We start from the raw sequence: 16,799 nt of genomic DNA, 5'->3' as shown, positions 1-16,799 counted from the left end.
TCCGGCGAATGAGATTCGCGTTCTCCACTCTCGGTGTTCCCGAACTGCCCGTCGACCAGGTGGCCCGGCTTGCCGCGGACAACGGCTTCCACGGCGTCGAACTCCGCGCGAGCCCCGAGGGCCCGGTGCACACCGGCCTTTCGGCGGATCAGAGAGCCGATGTGGCAGCGGAGTTCGGCAAGGCCGGGATCGAGGTCCTGACGGTCGCCGGATACGCAAAGGTGGCCGCCGCCGGGGACGACCAACCGGTGCTGGACGAGATCGCCGCGGGTGTGGCCCTGGCCCACGACCTCGGGGCGTCGTTCCTGCGGGTCTTCCCCGGCGGCAAGGACCTGCCGGCCGAGGAGGCGGACGCGCTGGCCGCCCGGCGGCTCGCGGCGGCGGCTCCGGCGGCGGCCGACCTGGGGGTGAGGGTGCTGTTGGAGACCCATGACTCGCACCGCGCCGGGGCCGACGTCGCGCGCGTGGTCGGCCGGGTCGGGCACACGGGCGCCGGTGCGCTGTGGGACGTCATGCACACCTGGCTGGCGGGAGAGCAGCCCGCGTCGAGTTTCGCGGCGCTGGCGCCGTACCTGGGATACCTCCAGGTCAAGGACATCGCCTCGGCGGCCGACACCACCCCGCTGCCGCTGGGTGCCGGTGCGCTGCCGCTGGCGGAGACGGTCGAGGTGCTCAGCCGCGCGGAGTGGGACGGCTGGCTGTGCTGGGAGTACGAGAAGCGCTGGTATCCGCAGGTCCCGGAGCTGGCGGGGCTGCTGGGAGCCGCCCGGGACCACCTTGACCGGCTGCTGACGGAGTCCGCCTGACGTAGGGCGGGGCCGCGGCGCCCCGGCCGGCCGACGTCACGTCGGGGTCGGGGCGGGGCGGAGGAGGGAAGCATGCTCGATCTGGGGCGGCTGAAGGCGCTGCACGCCGTGCACGCGCACGGCTCCATCGGCGCCGCGGCGACCGCGCTGGGGTACACGCCCTCCGCGGTGTCGCAGCAGATCTCGAAGCTGGAGCGGGAGACGCGGACGGTCCTGCTGGAGCGGCAGGGGCGCGGGGTGACGCTGACCGATGCCGCGCAGCTGCTGGTCGCGACCGCTGAGCAGTTGATGGCGATCGTGGAAAAGGCGGAGGTGGCGCTGGAGGAGCAGCGGGGCAAGCCGTCGGGGCGGCTGACGCTGGCGGCGTTCCCCACCGCGGCGAGCGGGCTGCTGCCCGCGGTCCTGGCGGAGCTGACGGCGAGCTGTCCGGCGCTGGAGCTGCGGCTCCTGGAGGTGGACGCCCATCTGTCGGTGGATCTGGTGGCGCGGGGCGTGGTGGACCTGGCGGTGGCGCACGACTGGGACATCGCGCCGCTTCCTGCTCCCGAGGGTGTGGAGCGCTGCGTCATCGGGAACGACGCGTGCGACGTGCTGGTGCCCGCGGGCCACCGGCTGGCGGGTCGGGAGCGGTTGGTGCGCTCCGACGTGGCGGCCGAACGGTGGATCTGCCAGCCGCCGGGTTCGGTCTGCCACGACTGGCTGGTGCGGACGCTGCGGGAAGCCGGCCGGGAGCCGGACATGGCCTTCCAGGTCGGCGAGTACGGCACACAGGTGGCGCTCGTGGCGGCGGGGCTCGGTATCGCGCTGGTGCCCAGGCTCGGGCGCGGGCCGATACCCGAGGGGGTGCGGGTGCTCCCGCTGGAACCCGCGCCCGTGCGGCGGCTCTACGCCCTGTGGCGGCAGGGCGCCGCCCGCCGCCCGTCGATCGAGGTGGCGGTGGCCACGCTGCGCGCCCACTGGCCCGCGGCGGCCTGACGGCCCGCCAGGGGTGCGGAACCGGCGGGGCGGGCGGCCCGTCCCACCGGCATGACGCTGACGACGACTTCGCGCAGGGCGGCCGCGGCCGCGGTGCTGGCGGCGGCGCTCGCCGTGGTGGGCGGCGGGTGCGGGACGCAGGAGGGCTCGGGCGGGCAGCAGGGCACGCCCGGGGCGGCGAGCGCCTCCCCGACGACGGCGGGTGACGGGACGCCCGTGGGGCAGGTGGTCTTCTTCACCTCGGCGCCCCGCGGCCCACGGGACGGCCACGAGGTGCTCGGCAGCCGGGCCGACGCCGAGCGCTTTGCCGCGGCTTTCACCGACGGGCAGGCCCGGACGCGGCTCACCGCCGTGGCGCGCGGCACCGACTTCACCCGGCAGGTGCTGGTCGGCTGGACACGGCCGACCGGGTGCAGCACGGCCACCGCGGCCGCCCTGCACATGTCGGGCAACCAGCTGGAACTGCACGTCAGCCAGCCCGAGCCGCTGCCGGAGTGCGTGGCGGCCTTCCGGGTCTCGGTGGTCTTCCAGGTGCCGCGCGAGCGCATGCCGACGCGCCCGGAGTTCGCCTGACGCGGGATCAGGCACGACGGGCGGGGTCGGCCGTACGGAGGACTTCGCGCGGGAGTTCGACCAGACCATTGACCGGCGAAAACTTCCACGCTATCCGTGTACCTCTGGAAATTTCCTTCAGCGTGCCTTCCTCCTCCGTCAGAAGGAGTTCGTCGTGCACCATCACCCGTCCCGCCGCTCCCTGCTCACCGCCGCCGCGGCCGGCTCCGTCGTCGCCGCGAGCGCCGCGCCCGCCGCCGCGGCCGGCGGCCGCTCCGCGCTCAGCAGCACGCAGCGCCGTACGATCCGCTCCCTCATCCGGCGCATGAGCCTGGAGGAGAAGGTCGGTCAGTTGTTCGTGATGCGGGTCTACGGGGCGTCGGCCACCGACCCCGACCCCGCGGACGCGGCCGCCAACCAGAGCGAGATCGGCGTCTCCACCGGCGCGGAGCTGCTGGCGAAATACCACGTCGGCGGCATCATCTACTTCGCCTGGGCCCACAACACGCAGAATCCGCACCAGATCGCCGACCTGTCCAACGGCCTCCAGCGTGCGGCCCTCGCGCAGGGCGCCCCCGTGCCGCTGCTGATCTCCACCGACCAGGAGCAGGGCGCGGTGGCCCGTATCGGAGCGCCGGGCACGCTCTTCGGCGGCGGCATGGCGCTGGGCGCCGACGGCAGCCCCGCGGACGCCCGGACCGCGGCGAGGGTGATCGGCACCGAACTCGCCGCGATGGGCGTCAACCAGAACTACTCCCCCGTCTCGGACGTGAACATCAACCCGGCGAACCCGGTGATCGGCGTGCGCTCCTTCGGCGCCGACCCGGCCGCGGTCTCCGCGCTCGCCGCCGCCCAGGTGCGGGGCTACCAGAGCGCCGGCATCGCCTCGACCGCCAAGCACTTCCCGGGCCACGGCGACACCGGCACGGACAGCCACTTCTCGCTGCCGGTCATCACCCACACCCTGGAGCAGTGGCAGACCACCGACGCCCCGCCCTTCCGCGCGGCCATCGCGGCGGGCATCGACTCGATCATGACCGCACACATCCTGGTGCCCGCCCTGGACGACTCCGGTGACCCGGCGACGCTCTCCCACCCCATCCTCACCGGTGTCCTGCGCGAGCAGCTCGGCTACGACGGGGTAGTGGTCACCGACGCGCTCGACATGGCGGGCGTCCGGGAGAAGTACGGTGACGACCGGGTGCCGGTGCTCGCGCTCAAGGCGGGCGTGGACCAGCTGCTCAACCCGCCGCTGCTGGACGTCGCCTACCGCGGTGTCCTCGACGCCGTGGCCTCGGGTGAGCTGACCGAGGAGCGGCTGGCGGTCTCCCTGGAACGCATCCTGGCCCTCAAGCTCCGTCTGGGCCTCTTCCGTGACCCGTACGTCAGCCGCGCCGGGGTCGACCGGGCGGTCGGCACCCGGGCCCATCTCGCGACCGCCGACCGGATCACCGACCGCGGCATCACCCTGCTCGGCAACGACACGGGTGTACTTCCGCTGCCCCGCCGCTCGCACCGCGACCTGCTGGTGGTCGGAGCCGACCCGGCGGCCCCGTCGGGGACCGGCGGCCCGCCCACCGCCGTCCTGGCACGGGCCCTGACCGACCTCGGCCACCCCGCGCAGGCGCTGTCCACCGGCACCGCGCCCGGGCAGGCCCTGATCGAGCAGGCCGTCGCCGCGGCCGCCGGCAAGGACGCGGTGGTGGTGTGCACCTACAACGTCACGGACGTGGCGCCCGCGCAGATCGCGCTCGTCGCGGCCCTGGCCGCCACGTCGGTGCCGGTCGTGCAGGTCGCCGTCCGCAACCCCTACGACATCGCGTACCTGCCGCCGGTGGCGGCGTCGCTCGCCACCTACGGCTGGACGGACGTGTCGATGCGCGCGGTGGCCCGGGTCATCGCCGGCAAGGCGTCGCCGGCCGGCCGGCTGCCGGTCGCCGTGCCGCGCGCGGACGACCCGGCCACCGCGCTCTTCCCGATCGGCTACGGCCTGGACTACTGAGCCGCCGCCAGGGGACCTTCCCCGCGGGTGCGGGCGGTCAGGCCGCCGCCCGCACCTCGCCGGTGAAGGTCCGCCACAGCTCGGCGTAGCGCCCGTCGCGGGCCAGCAGCGCCTCGTGCGTACCGTCCTCGACGACCCGTCCGTGGTCGAGCACCACGACCCGGTCGGCGCGCGCCGCCGTGCTCAGCCGGTGGGCGACGACCAGCGTCGTCCGGCGCGTCGCCAGCCGGTCGGCGGCCTGGTTGACCAGGGCCTCGGTCGCGAGGTCGAGCGCCGCGGTGGCCTCGTCCAGCAGCAGGATCGCCGGGTCGACCAGCTCGGCGCGGGCCAGCGCGATCAGCTGCCGCTGGCCCGCGGACAGGTTCCGCCCGCGCTCGGCGACCCGGTGCAGATAGCCGCCGTTCAGCGTGGCGATCATCGTGTCCGCGCCCACCGCGCGGGCCGCGGCCTCGACCTCGGCGTCGGTGGCGTCCATCCGGCCGTAGGCGATGGCGTCGCGCACCGTTCCGGGGAAGAGGTACGGCTCCTGGGGGACGACGCCGAGCTGCTGCCGGTAGCCGGTGAGGTCGAGCTCGCGCACGTCGTGGCCGTCCACCAGGACCGCTCCGTCGGTCGGGTCGTAGAACCTGGCCACCATCTTGACCAGGGTCGACTTGCCCGCGCCGGTCTCGCCCACGAAGGCGACGGTCTGGCCGGCCGGGATACGCAGGTCGATGCCGGAGAGGGCCTCGCTCCCCTCGGCCTGGGGCCCGCCGTAGCGGAAGTGCAGGTCGCGGAAGACGATCTCGCCGCGCAGCGGGCCGGCCTGCCGCGGTGCGGCGGCGGCCGGGGTGGTGGTGGGTTCGCGGAGCAGCTCGCCGATCCGGCCGAGCGACACCGACGCCTGCTGGTAGCCGTCGAAGACCTGCGAGAGCTGCTGCACCGGGGAGAAGAACAGGTCGATGTAGAGCAGGTACGCCACCAGTGCGCCCGCGGACAGCGTCCCCGCGCCGACCCGGTGGGCGCCGACGATCAGCACCAGCGCGGCGGCCACGCTGGACAGCAGCTGCACGAAGGGGAAGTAGACGGAGATCAGGAACTGGCCGTGCACCCGCGCCCGGCGGTATTCGGCGCTGCGCCGCGCGAAACGCGCGGCTCCGCTCCGCTCGCCGCGGAAGGCCTGCACCACGCGCAGCCCGGCGACGTGCTCCTGCAGGTCGGCGTTGACCACCGCGACGCGCTCACGGGCCAGCTCGTAGGCGCGGACCGACTTACGGCGGAAGGCCCACGTCCCGACGATCAGGATCGGCAGCGTGGCGAAGACCAGCAGGGCCAGCTCGACATCGATGAGCAGCAGCGCCACCAGGATCCCGGCGAAGGTGAGCACGCTGACCAGCGCCGTCACCAGGCCCGTCTGCAGGAACGTGGACAGCGCGTCGACGTCCGTGGTCATCCGCGTCATGATCCGGCCCGTCAGCTCGCGCTCGTAGTAATCCAGGCCCAGCCGGTGCAGATGCGCGAAGATCTTGACCCGCAGCGTGTAGAGCACCCGCTCGCCCGTACGGCCGGTCAGCAGCGCGGAACCCCATTCGGCGGCCCACTGCGCCAGCACCAGCCCGAGGCCGAGCAGCGACGCCGCCCACACCGCGCCCAGCGCCTGGCGGCGCACACCCGCGTCGATGCCGTGCCGGATCAGCACCGGCAGCAGCAGCCCGGCGAGCGCGTCGACCGCCACCAGCAGCAGGCTCACCAGCAGCGGTGAGCGGAAGCCGCGCAGCAGGGCGCGCAGGCCGAAGGACTGGTCGGCGGTACGCGCCTGCTCCTCGTCGACCTCCGGGGTGTCCACGGCCAGCGGCAGCGCGGCCACCTTCGCCAGCAGCTCCGGCGTGGCCGGCATACCCGCGAGCGCTCCGGCCATCGCGCCGGGGCCGCCACCGGGCCGGGCCGGGGCCGCACCGGCGCGCGGCGCACCGGCGGCGCCGTCCTCCCCCGGTGGCCGACGCCGGTCGGCGGGCCACAGTTCGGGCGTGACCGACCCGGACGGGCCCGGACCGGCCGGAGCGCCGCTGTTCTGCGCGCCCCCGTCCTCGCGGCCGAGGACGGCGACGGGGTCGATCTCGATCACGTCGGCGCCGAGGGCGTCCGGGTCGGTCAGCAGCGCCCGGTAGAGGGCGCTGCGTTCCTGGAGCTCGTCGTGCGTGCCGATGTCGGACAGCCGCCCGGCGTCGAGGACGGCGATGCGGTCGGCGAGGGCCAGCGTGGAGCGGCGGTGGGCGATGAGCAGGGTCGTACGGCCGCGCATGACCTCGCGCAGCGCGTCGAATATCTCGGCCTCCACCCGGGCGTCGACGGCAGAGGTCGCGTCGTCGAGCAGCAGCAGCCGCGGGTCGGTGAGGATGGCCCTGGCCAGGGCCACGCGCTGGCGCTGGCCGCCGGAGAGGGTGAGGCCCTGCTCCCCGACCACGGTGTCGTAGCCGTCCGGCAGCGCGCTGATGAAGCCGTGCGCCTGGGCGGCCCGGGTCGCGGCGAGGATCTGCTCCTCGGTGGCGTCGGGGTGGCCGTAGGCGATGTTGGCGCGCACGGTGTCGGAGAACAGGAAGCTGTCCTCGGGGACCATGCCGATACGCGACCGCAGCGACTCGAAGGTCAGGTCCCGCACGTCGACGCCGCCGACGCGCACCGCGCCGCCGGTGACGTCGTAGAAGCGGGGCAGCAGCAGCGAGACGGTGGACTTGCCCGAGCCCGAGGCGCCGACGACCGCGACCGTCTCGCCGGGCGCGATGGAGAGGTCGAAGCCGTCCAGGACCGGGCGGTCCGCGCTGTAGCCGAAGCTGACGTGGTCGAAGTCGACGGTCGCGGGGGCGTCCGCGGGCAGCTCCGCGGCGCCCTCCTCCAGGGTGGGCTCGGTGTCGATCAGCTCGAAGACGCGCTCGACACCCGCCCTGGCCTGCTGGCCGACGGTCAGCACCATGGTGAGCATCCGGACCGGGCCGGTGAGCTGCGCCAGGTAGGTGGAGAAGGCGACGAACGTGCCCAGGGTGATCTGGCCCCGCGCGGCCATCCAGCCGCCGAGCGCGAGCATGCCGATCTGCCCGAGCGACGGCACCGCCTGCAGGGCCGGGGTGTAGCGGGCGCTGAGCCGGACCGTACGCAGCCGGCCGGCGAAGAGCCTGCGGCTGACCTCGGTCAGCTTGCCCATCTCCTGCTGCTCCTGGCCGAATCCCTTGACCACCCGCACACCGGTCACGGAGCCGTCGACGATCCCTGCGACGGCCGCCGCCTGCCCCTGGGCGTACCAGGTGGCGGGGAAGAGGCGGTGACGGGAGCGGTTGGCGATGATCCACAGCGCCGGGGCGACGGCCAGCGCGACCAGGGTCAGCAGCGGTGAGAGCACCAGCATGACGACCAGCGAGAGCAGGAAGAGCAGCAGGTTGCCGATGACCATGGGCAGCATGAAGAGCAGGCCCTGGATGAGTTGGAGGTCGCTGGTGGCGCGGCCGACGACCTGGCCGGTGCTCAGCTCGTCCTGCCGGCGGCCGTCCAGCTTCATGATCGTGCCGAACATCTCGGTCCGCAGGTCGTGCTGCACGTCCAGCGCGAGCCGGCCGCCGTAGTAGCGGCGCATGTACGTCAGCCCGTAGACCACCAACGCGGCCGCGACCAGGGCGAACGCCCAGGGGGCGAGCGGCTTGTCGTGCTTGACGATCACGTCGTCGATGATCAGCCGCGGGACGAGCGGCACCAGTGCCGCGACGGCCATCCCGAGCAGCGAGGCCCCGAGCGACAGCAGGACGCTGCGCCTGTAACGCCAGCAGTACGAGGACAGCCGGCGGAGCCATCCCTGCTCCGGGCCGTCCTTCGCCGCTGTCTCCGGCTTCGCCGTCGTCACGCCGTCCTCCCACCGATTCGTCTGTCGTCCACCCCGCGACTCCAACACGTCCTGCTGCGCATTTCATCCTCCCGCAACAAAACCAACGACCAAGGTCGCACAAGAGTGCGACCTTGGTCGTAATCCCTTCGAGTGATTCCGGCCGGGTGAGCCGGCGGCGGTGGAGCAGCGCTAGGAGGCGTCCCGGCCGGCGGCGATCTGCCGGGCCATGATCGTCGTGAGTTCGTAGGCGGTGTGGGAGGCGGCGACCGAGGTGATCTCGGCGTGGTCGTAGGCAGGGGCGACCTCGACGACGTCCGCGGAGACCAGCGTGCAGTCGGCGAGCCCGCGCAGGATCTCCAGCAGCTCGCGCGAGGTCAGGCCGCCTGCCTCGGGGGTGCCGGTGCCGGGCGCGTGGGCCGGGTCGAGGACGTCGATGTCGACCGAGATGTACAGCGGACGGTCGCCGATCCGTTCCCTGAGCTGCTGCGCCACCTCGTCGACGCCGCGCCGCATGACGTCGGCCGACGTCACGATGCCGAAGCCCATCCGCTCGTCGTCGTCCAGGTCGCGGCGCCCGTACAGCGGGCCGCGGGTGCCGACGTGGCAGAGCGCCGAGGTGTCGAGCAGGCCCTCCTCGACCGCGCGGCGGAAGGGCGTCCCATGGGTGTAGGGGGCGCCGAAGTAGGTGTCCCAGGTGTCCAGGTGCGCGTCGAAGTGCAGCAGCGCGACGGGGCCGTGGCGGTCGGCCACGGCCCGCAGCAGCGGCAGCGCGATGGTGTGGTCGCCGCCGAGCGTCATCAGCCGGGCGCCCGTGCCCAGCAGGTCGTCCGCCCCCGCCTGCACACCGTCCACCGCCTCGGCGATGTCGAAGGGGTTGACGGCGATGTCGCCGGCGTCGGCGACCTGGGCGAGCGCGAAGGGCGACGCGTCCTGCGCGGGGTTGTAGGGCCGCAGCAGGCGGGACGCCTCGCGGATCGCGTTGCCGCCGAAGCGCGCCCCCGGGCGGTAGGACACCCCGCTGTCGAACGGGACGCCCACGACGGCGATGTCGGTGCTGCCCACCTCGTCCAGCCGGGGCAGCCGGGCGAAGGTGGCCGGGCCTGCGAAGCGCGGGGTGCGCGAGGAGTCGACGGGGCCGCGCGGCTGTGCGCTGCTCATGCTGACTGCCTTTCTGCGTGCGGGACGCACGCGGTGCGGGTCCCGGCGACCGTATGCCGCCGCAGGAAGTCCCCGAGTTGTACGTTCCCGCGCAACCGGGCCGTCTATTACGCCTCGGCGTCGATCCACAGGACATCGCACACGTCGGCCGCCGGGCGGGACAATGTCCCCATGCCCAAGCATCCCGGCGCCGCCGCGCCCACCCGCCGCGCCCTCGTCTCCCACCTGATACGCACCCGGATAGCCGGGGACGTGGCCACGAGCCGGGAGAACAACCTCGACCACTACCGCGAACTGGCGGAGGGCAACCGCTACTACTGGTTCGGCCTGGACCTCGGTGACCGCTGGACGGACCGCTCCGACGTCCTCGGGCTGATGGCCGAGCGCTGCGGCGTGGTGGCGGACAGCGGGCATGTCGTCGGGCAGGACACGATCGACCCGGAGCTGACGGTCGACGGCCTGGACCGGATGGCGGTCGCGCTCCACAAGGCGGCGGAGAACCGCTCCCGGGTGCTGCTGGCCACCGGTCACCCCGCGGGACTGTACGAGGTGCACCACATGCTGGGCCGCGCGCTGCGGGCGGCGGGCTGCACCCTGGTCCTGCCCGCCGACCGGCTCTACGCCGACGGGGGCGAGATCCGGCACGTCGGGTCGGTCGCCATGCTGCACCGGGCCGGCGGCCTGGTGCACACCCATTCGCCGGACCCCATGCGGGAGGTCCTGACCGGGCTGGAGCGCCAGGGCGAGGCGCCGCCCGATCTGGTGGTCGCCGACCACGGCTGGGCCGGCTGCGCGGGCTCCCGCGGCATCGACACGGTCGGCTTCGCCGACAGCAACGACCCGGCCCTCTTCGTCGGCGAGGCCGAGGGGAAGGTGCTGGTGACGGTGCCGCTGGACGACAACGTGCCGCCGCACCTGTACGCGCCGATGACGGCGTACCTGCTGGCGCAGGCCGGGCTTCCGCAGCCCGGCTGAGGCCCCGCGGCCGTCCGCGCGGACCTGACGCGTCCCCGATCCCTCGTTACGATCAGTGAAGGCGGGTGAGGAAGGCGGGCGGCAGCGTGGTCCAGGTAGCGATCGTCGATGACGAAGCGCTGGTCAGGGCGGCCCTGCGGAGCATCCTCGAATCCTCGGGCGACATCCGGGTGGTCGCCGACTGTGACGGCCACCAGGCGCTGGCCGCGGTCGCCGCCTCCCGTCCCGACCTGGTGCTGCTCGACGCGGTCATGCCCGAGCCCGACGACGGTCTGAGCGTCCTGCGCGCGCTGCGGGCCCTGCCGGAGCCGCCCGCGGTGGCCATGCTGACCGCCTTCGACACCAGCGCGCACCTGCGGGCCGCGATGGCGGCGGGGGCCTGCGGCTTCCTGCTCAAGGACACCGCGGTCGGCACCCTGATCGACGCCGTGCGCATCCTCGCCTCCGGCGGCACGGTCTTCACCCCGACCGTGGGCCGGGCCGTGGTCGACGGTTTCCTCGGCGCCCCGCCCCATGCCCCGGATCCCGTACCGACGACGGACTCCGGCGATGTACGGGAGGCGCCGGACGCCGCCGTGGGCGCGCTCACCGGGCGGGAGCGGGACGTGCTGGCGCTGCTCGCCGCGGGCGAGCCGAACGCGCGGATCGCCGCGGAGCTGCGCATCTCCGTGGGCACGGTGAAGGACCACGTCCGCGCGGTGCTGCGGAAGCTGGGCGCCCCCAACCGGGTGGCCGCCGCGGTCATCGCGCACCAGGCGGGGCTGGCCCGGCATCCGGAGCGCGGGTGAGATTCCGCGCCGCGGCCCCCGACACGGCGCTGCTGGCCCTGTCCGCGACCGAGGTATGGGCCACCCGGTCCTTCGGCGGGCCCGTCTCGCTGGCCTTCGCCTGCCTCGGCACGGCGGCTCTGCCCTTGCGCCGCCGTTTCCCCCTGACGGCGTACGCCACGACGCTGCCCGCCCTCGCCCTCGGCTACATCTGGTTCTCGCCGATGGGCACCCTCTACGAGATCTCGGCGGGCGGGGCCGCGCGGGAACGCGGCACATTGCCGCGCCGTACGCTCCGCCCGGCAATGTCCGGGTGGGTGTCCGGCCGGGCGCTGCTGATCGGCGGCTGCGCGCTGCTGGCCGCGGTGGTCAACCTCGTACCCTGGCCCTTCCGCGACCCCGTCACCTGGTCGCTGTCGGACACGATCCTCGCGGTCATGCTGTCCGCGCTGCTGGCCGTGGCGCCCACCGCACTGGGCCTGCTGGCCTCGTCCCGCCGCGAGCTGACCGGGCGGCTGGCGGAGCTGGCGGCCAGCAGGGAGCGCGAGCACGCGCTGGCCGCGGAGCAGGCGGTGGTGCGCGAGCGGGCACGGCTGGCCCGCGAGATGCACGACACCGTCGCCCACCACATCAGCCTGATCGCCGTGCAGTCCGGCGCGCTGGAGGCGACGGCGAAGGGGCCGCAGGCGCGGGCCGCGGCGAGCGCCGTACGCGAGCTGAGCCGGGACGCCCTGGACGAGCTGCGCCGGATGGTCGGCCTGCTGCGGCTGCCCGCCGCGACGGCGCAGGAGCTGGCCGCGGGCCCGGGCCTGGCCGGTATCCCGGCGCTCATCGCGGCGGCGGGGCCGCAGACGCACGGGGACCTGGCCGTGGTGGCGGAAGGGGCGGACGGCGAGCCGCCGGCCGAGGTGCAGCAGGCCGCCTACCGCATCGTGCAGGAGGCGCTGACCAATGTGCGCAAGCACGCGCCCGGCGCCCGCACCCGGGTGCGCGTGCAGCGCAGCGGCGCCGAGTTGCTGGTGGAGGTGCGCAACGGCCCGGGCACCCAGCCGTCGCCGGCCGCGCTCCCGTCCGGCGGCCACGGCCTGGCCGGACTGCGCGAGCGCGCCGCCCAGCTCGGCGGGGAATTCGCCGCGCTGCCCGGGCCGTCGGGCGGTTTCGTCGTGCGGGCCAGGCTGCCGCTGCTCCCGGACGGCCGGGCAGGGTGAGCAGCGGAGCGGCCGCCGGGGTCAGGTCCGGGGGATGCGGACGAGGCCTTCCTGGATGACCGAGACGGCGAGCCGGCCGTCCTGCGTCCAGATACGGGCCGAGGCCAGGCCGCGGCCGCCGGAGGCGGAAGGGCTGTGCTGGTCGTAGAGCAGCCACTCGTCGGCGCGGAAGGGCCGGTGGAACCACATGGCGTGGTCCAGGCTCGCGCCGACGACGTCGCCGACCGCCCACCCGCCGCGGCCGTGCGCGAGCAGGACGGAGTCCAGCAGCGTCATGTCGGACACGTAGGTCGCGAGGCACACGTGCAGCAGCGGGTCGTCGGCAAGCTTGCCGCGGGTGCGGAACCAGACCTGGGAGCGCGGCTCGCGCGCGGTGCCGGCGGTCAGGAACGGCGGGTCCTCGACGTAGCGCAGGTCGACGGCCGCGCGTGCTTCCAGCAGCCGGTCGATGACGCCGGGGTCGGGGAACTTGTCGGCGTGGGCGGGCAGCAGCTCCGCGGCGTCCGGCAGGCTTTCCGGGGCGGGCGCGTCGGGCATCGGCTCCTGGTGCTCCAGCCCCTCCTCCGCGGCCTGGAAGGAGGCCGACAGGTGGAAGATGGGCTGGCCGTGCTGGATCGCGACGACCCGCCGGGTGGTGAAGGAGCGGCCGTCGCGGATCCGGTCGACCTGGTAGACGATCGGCGCGCCGGGGTCGCCGGGCCGCAGGAAGTACGCGTGCAGGGAGTGCGCCCCGCGGTCCGCGGGGACGGTGCGCCCCGCGGCGACCAGGGCCTGCGCGGCGACCTGGCCGCCGAAGACCCGCGGCACGACCGCCGGGCGGCTGACACCGCGGAAGATGTCCTGCTCGATCGGTTCGAGATCGAGCAGGGCGAGCAGTGCTTCCAGGGGCTCGTTCAGTTCGCTCACAGGCCCATCGACTTGGCGATGATCGACTTCATGACCTCGCTGGTGCCGCCGTAGATGCGGTTGACGCGGTTGTCGGCGTACAGGCGCGCGATCGGGTACTCGTTCATGTAACCGTATCCGCCGTGGAGCTGCAGGCAGCGGTCGATCACCCGGGCGGCGACCTCGGTGCAGAACAGCTTCGCGGACGCGGCGTCGGCGGCGGTCAGCTCGCGCACGTCGTGGGCGTCTAGGGCGCGGTCGACGACGGCCTGGGCGGCGTCCACCTCGGCCTGGCAGGCGGCCAGCTCGAACTTGGTGTTCTGGAACGACGCGACGGACTGGCCGAAGACCGTGCGGTCCTTGACGTAGGCCTTGGCGAAGCGGATCGCGGCCGCGGCCTGGGCGTAGGCGCCGACCGCGATGGCCAGCCGCTCCTGGGGCAGGTTCTGGCCGAGGTAGGAGAAGCCCTTGCCCTCCTCGCCGAGCAGGTCCTCCAGCGGGATCCTGACGTCGGTGAAGGACAGCTCAGCGGTGTCGGAGGCCTTCAGGCCGAGCTTGTCCAGCTTGCGGCCCACCGCGTAGCCCTCCGACGCGGTGTCGACGACGAAGAGCGAGATGCCCGCCCGGCGGTCCTCCTTCGTCGCGGGCGCGGTGCGCGCGCAGACGATGACACGGTCGGCGTGGACGCCGCCGGTGATGAAGGTCTTGGCGCCGTTGAGCACGTAGTGGCTGCCGTCGGCGGACAGCTTGGCGGTGGTCTTCATCCCGGCGAGGTCGGAGCCGGTGCCCGGTTCGGTCATCGCGATGGCGAACATGGTGTCACCGCTCGCGAAGCCCGGCAGCCAGCGCTTCTTCTGCTCCTCGTCGGCGTACGCCATCACGTACGGCAGGCACAGGCCGGTGTGCACGCTGCTGCCGCCGAAGCTGACCCCGGCGCGGGCGCACTCCTCGGTGAGGACGGCCTGGAACTTGAAGCTCTCCTCGCCCGCGCCGCCGAACTCCTCGGGCACCTCGATACCGAAGACGCCCAGCTCACCGAGCTTGCGGTAGAAGTCGCGCGGCGCCTGGCCCGCGGCGAGCCACTCGTCGTAGACCGGGACGACCTCGGCCTCGATGAAGGCGCGTATCGTCTCGCGGAATGCTTCGTGGTCCTCGTTGAACACCGTACGACGCACAGCGCGCCTCCCGTCGGCGAGTGGTGACGAATGAACTGGACTGACCGGCCCGCCGTCCCCGCCGCCGACCGGCAGCGCGGCACGGCGGGCGGGATAAGCAAGCGCTCAGTAAGTTACCCGCCAGTCCTGCGCGCTGTCCAGGGCGCCCAGGGCGCCGAGAGCCAGCTTGCGCAGCAGTTCGGACATCCCGGCGCGGCTGGCGAGGACGGCCTGTGCGCCGAGGTGCGGCGTCGAGTTCAGCAGGCCGAAGACGGCGTGGACGGCCGTCCGTACCTCACGCTCCGTGGCGCCCGGATGGACCGCGCCGACCACCCCCACCCACACCTCCACGTACTGGCGCTGGAGCTGGCGGACGAGCTTGCGGTCGGACTCGCGCAGCCGGTCCAGCTCGCGGTCGTGCAGGGTGATCAGCGGCCGGTCGTCGATCGCGAAGTCGATGTGGCCGCGGATCAGCGCGTTCAGCGCCTGCTCGGGACCGGCCGCCTCCGCGACCCGGCGCCGGCCCGCGGTCAGCAGCCGGCCGCTGATCCCCACCAGCAGCTCGGCGAGCATCGCGTCCTTGCCCGCGAAGTGCCGGTAGAGCCCGGGGCCGCTGATGCCGACCGCGGCACCTATCTCGTCCACGCCCACGCCGTGGAAGCCGCGCTCGGCGAAGAGCCGTGCGGCCTCCCTGAGGATCTGGTCGCGCCGGCTGAGCGCCGAATTCGTCGAGTTCATGAGGTCGAGTCTAGACAATCCGGTTAGCGAGCGTTAACGTGGGGTAATCAAGTTAACGACCGCTAACATCCTCGCTCGCGAAGCCCGGGGGGCAGAACCATGGCAGCACCCGTCCTCACCACTACCGCGGATCCGGCATCCGAGGCGTTTCGCACCAACACGGCCGCGCACACCGCGCTCTCCGCGCACCTGCGCGACACGCTCGCGGCCGCGCGCCTGGGTGGTGGGGAGAGGGCCAGATCCCGACATACGGCGCGGGGGAAGCTCTTGCCCAGAGACCGGGTGGACGGGGTGCTCGACCCCGGCTCGCCCTTCCTCGAACTGGCACCGCTGGCCGCCGAGGGGATGTACGACGGGCAGGCACCGGCCGCCGGGGTGATCGCGGGGATCGGCCGGGTGGCCGGGCGCGAGGTCGTGGTGGTCGCCAACGACGCGACGGTCAAGGGGGGCACCTACTACCCCATGACGGTCAAGAAGCACCTGCGTGCCCAGGAGGTCGCCCTCGACAACCGGCTGCCGTGCGTCTACCTGGTCGACTCCGGCGGCGCCTTCCTCCCCCGGCAGGACGAGGTCTTCCCCGACCGCGACCACTTCGGCCGGATCTTCTACAACCAGGCCACCATGTCCGCCCGCGGGATCCCGCAGATCGCGGCCGTGCTGGGGTCGTGCACCGCCGGCGGCGCCTACGTCCCGGCGATGAGCGACGAGGCGGTGATCGTCCGCGGGCAGGGCACGATCTTCCTGGGCGGACCGCCGCTGGTGAAGGCTGCCACCGGCGAGGTCGTCACGGCCGAGGAGCTGGGCGGCGGCGAGGTGCACTCCCGGATCTCGGGGGTCACCGACCACCTCGCCGAGGACGACGCGCACGCCCTGAGCATCGTGCGGAACATCGTCGCCACCCTGCCCGGGCGCCCCGCCCCGCCCTGGACACTGCGGCCGACCGAGCCGCCGGCCGTGGATCCCGCCGGCCTCTACGGGGTGGTGCCGGTCGACTCCCGGACCCCCTACGACGTACGCGAGGTGATCGCCCGGCTGGTCGACGGCAGCCGGTTCGCCGAGTTCAAGGCGGAGTACGGGACGACCCTGGTCACCGGTTTCGCCCAGCTGGCGGGCCATCCGGTGGGGATCGTGGCGAACAACGGCATCCTGTTCGGCGAATCGGCCCTCAAGGGCGCCCACTTCATCCAGCTGTGCGACCAGCGCGGCATCCCGCTGCTCTTCCTGCAGAACATCTCGGGCTTCATGGTCGGCCGGCAGTACGAGGCGGGCGGCATCGCCAAGCACGGCGCCAAGATGGTCACGGCCGTGGCCTGCGCGCGGGTTCCCAAGCTCACGGTCGTGATCGGCGGATCCTACGGGGCGGGCAACTACTCGATGTGCGGCCGGGCCTACAGCCCGCGCTTCCTGTGGATGTGGCCCAACGCCAAGATCTCCGTGATGGGCGGCGAGCAGGCCGCCTCGGTGCTCGCGACGGTCAAGCGCGACCAGCTCGCCGCGGCCGGCGAGAAGTGGAGCGAGGAGGACGAGGAAGCCTTCAAGAAGCCCGTCCGCGAGCAGTACGAGGCGCAGGGCAACGCCTACTACGCCACCGCCAGGCTCTGGGACGACGGGGTGATCGACCCGCTGGAGACCCGCACGGTGCTCGGGCTGGCGCTCACCGCCTGTGCGAACGCCCCGCTGCCCGCCGCCGATCCCGCCGCGCCCGGCTACGGCGTCTTCCGGATGTGAG

Annotated in this window: 13 protein-coding genes; 8 read left to right on the top strand and 5 right to left on the bottom strand. The window is 73.6% G+C overall.

Annotated elements, in window-relative coordinates; genetic code table 11:
• The first annotated feature begins 8 nt into the window (after positions 1–8).
• The 4 genes from ACH4SL_RS09385 to ACH4SL_RS09370 all read left to right on the top strand — a co-directional run bounded on the left by ACH4SL_RS09385 (position 9) and on the right by ACH4SL_RS09370 (position 4,335).
• Complete coding sequence (locus ACH4SL_RS09385; RefSeq protein WP_398442998.1) at positions 9–806, top strand: sugar phosphate isomerase/epimerase family protein; 798 nt, start codon at positions 9–11, stop codon at positions 804–806.
• A gap of 72 nt (positions 807–878) precedes the next feature.
• Complete coding sequence (locus tag ACH4SL_RS09380) at positions 879–1,781, top strand: LysR family transcriptional regulator (protein WP_398442996.1); 903 nt, start codon at positions 879–881, stop codon at positions 1,779–1,781.
• A 51-nt stretch (positions 1,782–1,832) separates the two neighbouring features.
• The gene (locus ACH4SL_RS09375) at positions 1,833–2,354 is read left to right on the top strand and encodes a hypothetical protein (protein ID WP_398442994.1); all 522 of its coding nucleotides are present in this window, start codon (positions 1,833–1,835) and stop codon (positions 2,352–2,354) included.
• 154 nt (positions 2,355–2,508) lie between these two features.
• Complete coding sequence (locus tag ACH4SL_RS09370; RefSeq protein ID WP_398442992.1) at positions 2,509–4,335, top strand: glycoside hydrolase family 3 protein; 1,827 nt, start codon at positions 2,509–2,511, stop codon at positions 4,333–4,335.
• Positions 4,336–4,372: 37 nt separating this feature from the next.
• On the opposite strand, the gene ACH4SL_RS09365 is transcribed toward ACH4SL_RS09370, so the two are convergent.
• Both ACH4SL_RS09365 and speB read right to left on the bottom strand, forming a co-directional pair.
• On the bottom strand, positions 4,373–8,203 hold the full coding sequence (locus tag ACH4SL_RS09365; protein WP_398442989.1) for an ABC transporter ATP-binding protein: 3,831 nt from the start codon (positions 8,201–8,203) through the stop codon (positions 4,373–4,375).
• Between the two features lie 171 nt (positions 8,204–8,374).
• Positions 8,375–9,343 (bottom strand): agmatinase, encoded by a 969-nt coding sequence (speB, locus tag ACH4SL_RS09360; protein WP_398442987.1) that lies wholly within the window; start codon positions 9,341–9,343, stop codon positions 8,375–8,377.
• 171 nt (positions 9,344–9,514) lie between these two features.
• On the opposite strand from speB, the gene ACH4SL_RS09355 reads away from it, so the two are divergent.
• The 3 genes from ACH4SL_RS09355 to ACH4SL_RS09345 all read left to right on the top strand — a co-directional run bounded on the left by ACH4SL_RS09355 (position 9,515) and on the right by ACH4SL_RS09345 (position 12,293).
• The gene (locus ACH4SL_RS09355; RefSeq protein ID WP_398442984.1) at positions 9,515–10,318 is read left to right on the top strand and encodes a phosphatase; all 804 of its coding nucleotides are present in this window, start codon (positions 9,515–9,517) and stop codon (positions 10,316–10,318) included.
• 86 nt (positions 10,319–10,404) lie between these two features.
• Positions 10,405–11,106, top strand: a complete 702-nt coding sequence (locus tag ACH4SL_RS09350) for a response regulator (RefSeq protein WP_398442981.1) — start codon at positions 10,405–10,407, stop codon at positions 11,104–11,106.
• Positions 11,103–12,293: a sensor histidine kinase gene (locus ACH4SL_RS09345; RefSeq protein WP_398442979.1), complete on the top strand. Its 1,191-nt coding sequence runs from the start codon at positions 11,103–11,105 to the stop codon at positions 12,291–12,293. Before ACH4SL_RS09350 ends, ACH4SL_RS09345 begins: the two co-directional genes overlap by 4 nt.
• A 21-nt stretch (positions 12,294–12,314) precedes the next feature.
• Here the strand turns inward: ACH4SL_RS09345 and tesB are convergent, their stop codons facing one another.
• The 3 genes from tesB to ACH4SL_RS09330 form a co-directional block, all read right to left on the bottom strand.
• Positions 12,315–13,190, bottom strand: a complete 876-nt coding sequence (tesB, locus tag ACH4SL_RS09340) for an acyl-CoA thioesterase II (RefSeq protein ID WP_398444064.1) — start codon at positions 13,188–13,190, stop codon at positions 12,315–12,317.
• A gap of 5 nt (positions 13,191–13,195) precedes the next feature.
• Entirely contained in the window at positions 13,196–14,353 is a 1,158-nt protein-coding gene (locus tag ACH4SL_RS09335) for an acyl-CoA dehydrogenase family protein (protein ID WP_398442977.1), read from the bottom strand.
• Between the two features lie 105 nt (positions 14,354–14,458).
• Positions 14,459–15,070, bottom strand: coding sequence for a TetR/AcrR family transcriptional regulator (locus ACH4SL_RS09330; protein ID WP_398442975.1), 612 nt, complete (start codon positions 15,068–15,070; stop codon positions 14,459–14,461).
• A 99-nt stretch (positions 15,071–15,169) separates the two neighbouring features.
• Between ACH4SL_RS09330 and ACH4SL_RS09325 the strand changes: the two genes are divergently transcribed.
• Positions 15,170–16,798 (top strand): carboxyl transferase domain-containing protein, encoded by a 1,629-nt coding sequence (locus ACH4SL_RS09325; RefSeq protein ID WP_398442973.1) that lies wholly within the window; start codon positions 15,170–15,172, stop codon positions 16,796–16,798.
• The last annotated feature ends 1 nt before the right edge of the window (position 16,799 follow it).

It is taken from the genome of Streptomyces sp. NPDC021020, from assembly GCF_044333285.1.
Classification (GTDB): Bacteria; Actinomycetota; Actinomycetes; order Streptomycetales; family Streptomycetaceae; genus Actinacidiphila.
Note: the sequence above shows the minus strand (reverse complement) of the source record. Positions and strands in the feature narration are given on the sequence as shown.

Coding starts and splice junctions, on each gene's coding strand:
- ACH4SL_RS09385 (WP_398442998.1), top strand. CDS start 9: ATGAGATTCGCGTTCTCCACTCTCGGTGTTCCCGAACTGCCCGTCGAC.
- ACH4SL_RS09380 (WP_398442996.1), top strand. CDS start 879: ATGCTCGATCTGGGGCGGCTGAAGGCGCTGCACGCCGTGCACGCGCAC.
- ACH4SL_RS09375 (WP_398442994.1), top strand. CDS start 1,833: ATGACGCTGACGACGACTTCGCGCAGGGCGGCCGCGGCCGCGGTGCTG.
- speB (WP_398442987.1), bottom strand. CDS start 9,343: ATGAGCAGCGCACAGCCGCGCGGCCCCGTCGACTCCTCGCGCACCCCG.
- ACH4SL_RS09355 (WP_398442984.1), top strand. CDS start 9,515: ATGCCCAAGCATCCCGGCGCCGCCGCGCCCACCCGCCGCGCCCTCGTC.
- ACH4SL_RS09330 (WP_398442975.1), bottom strand. CDS start 15,070: ATGAACTCGACGAATTCGGCGCTCAGCCGGCGCGACCAGATCCTCAGG.
- ACH4SL_RS09325 (WP_398442973.1), top strand. CDS start 15,170: ATGGCAGCACCCGTCCTCACCACTACCGCGGATCCGGCATCCGAGGCG.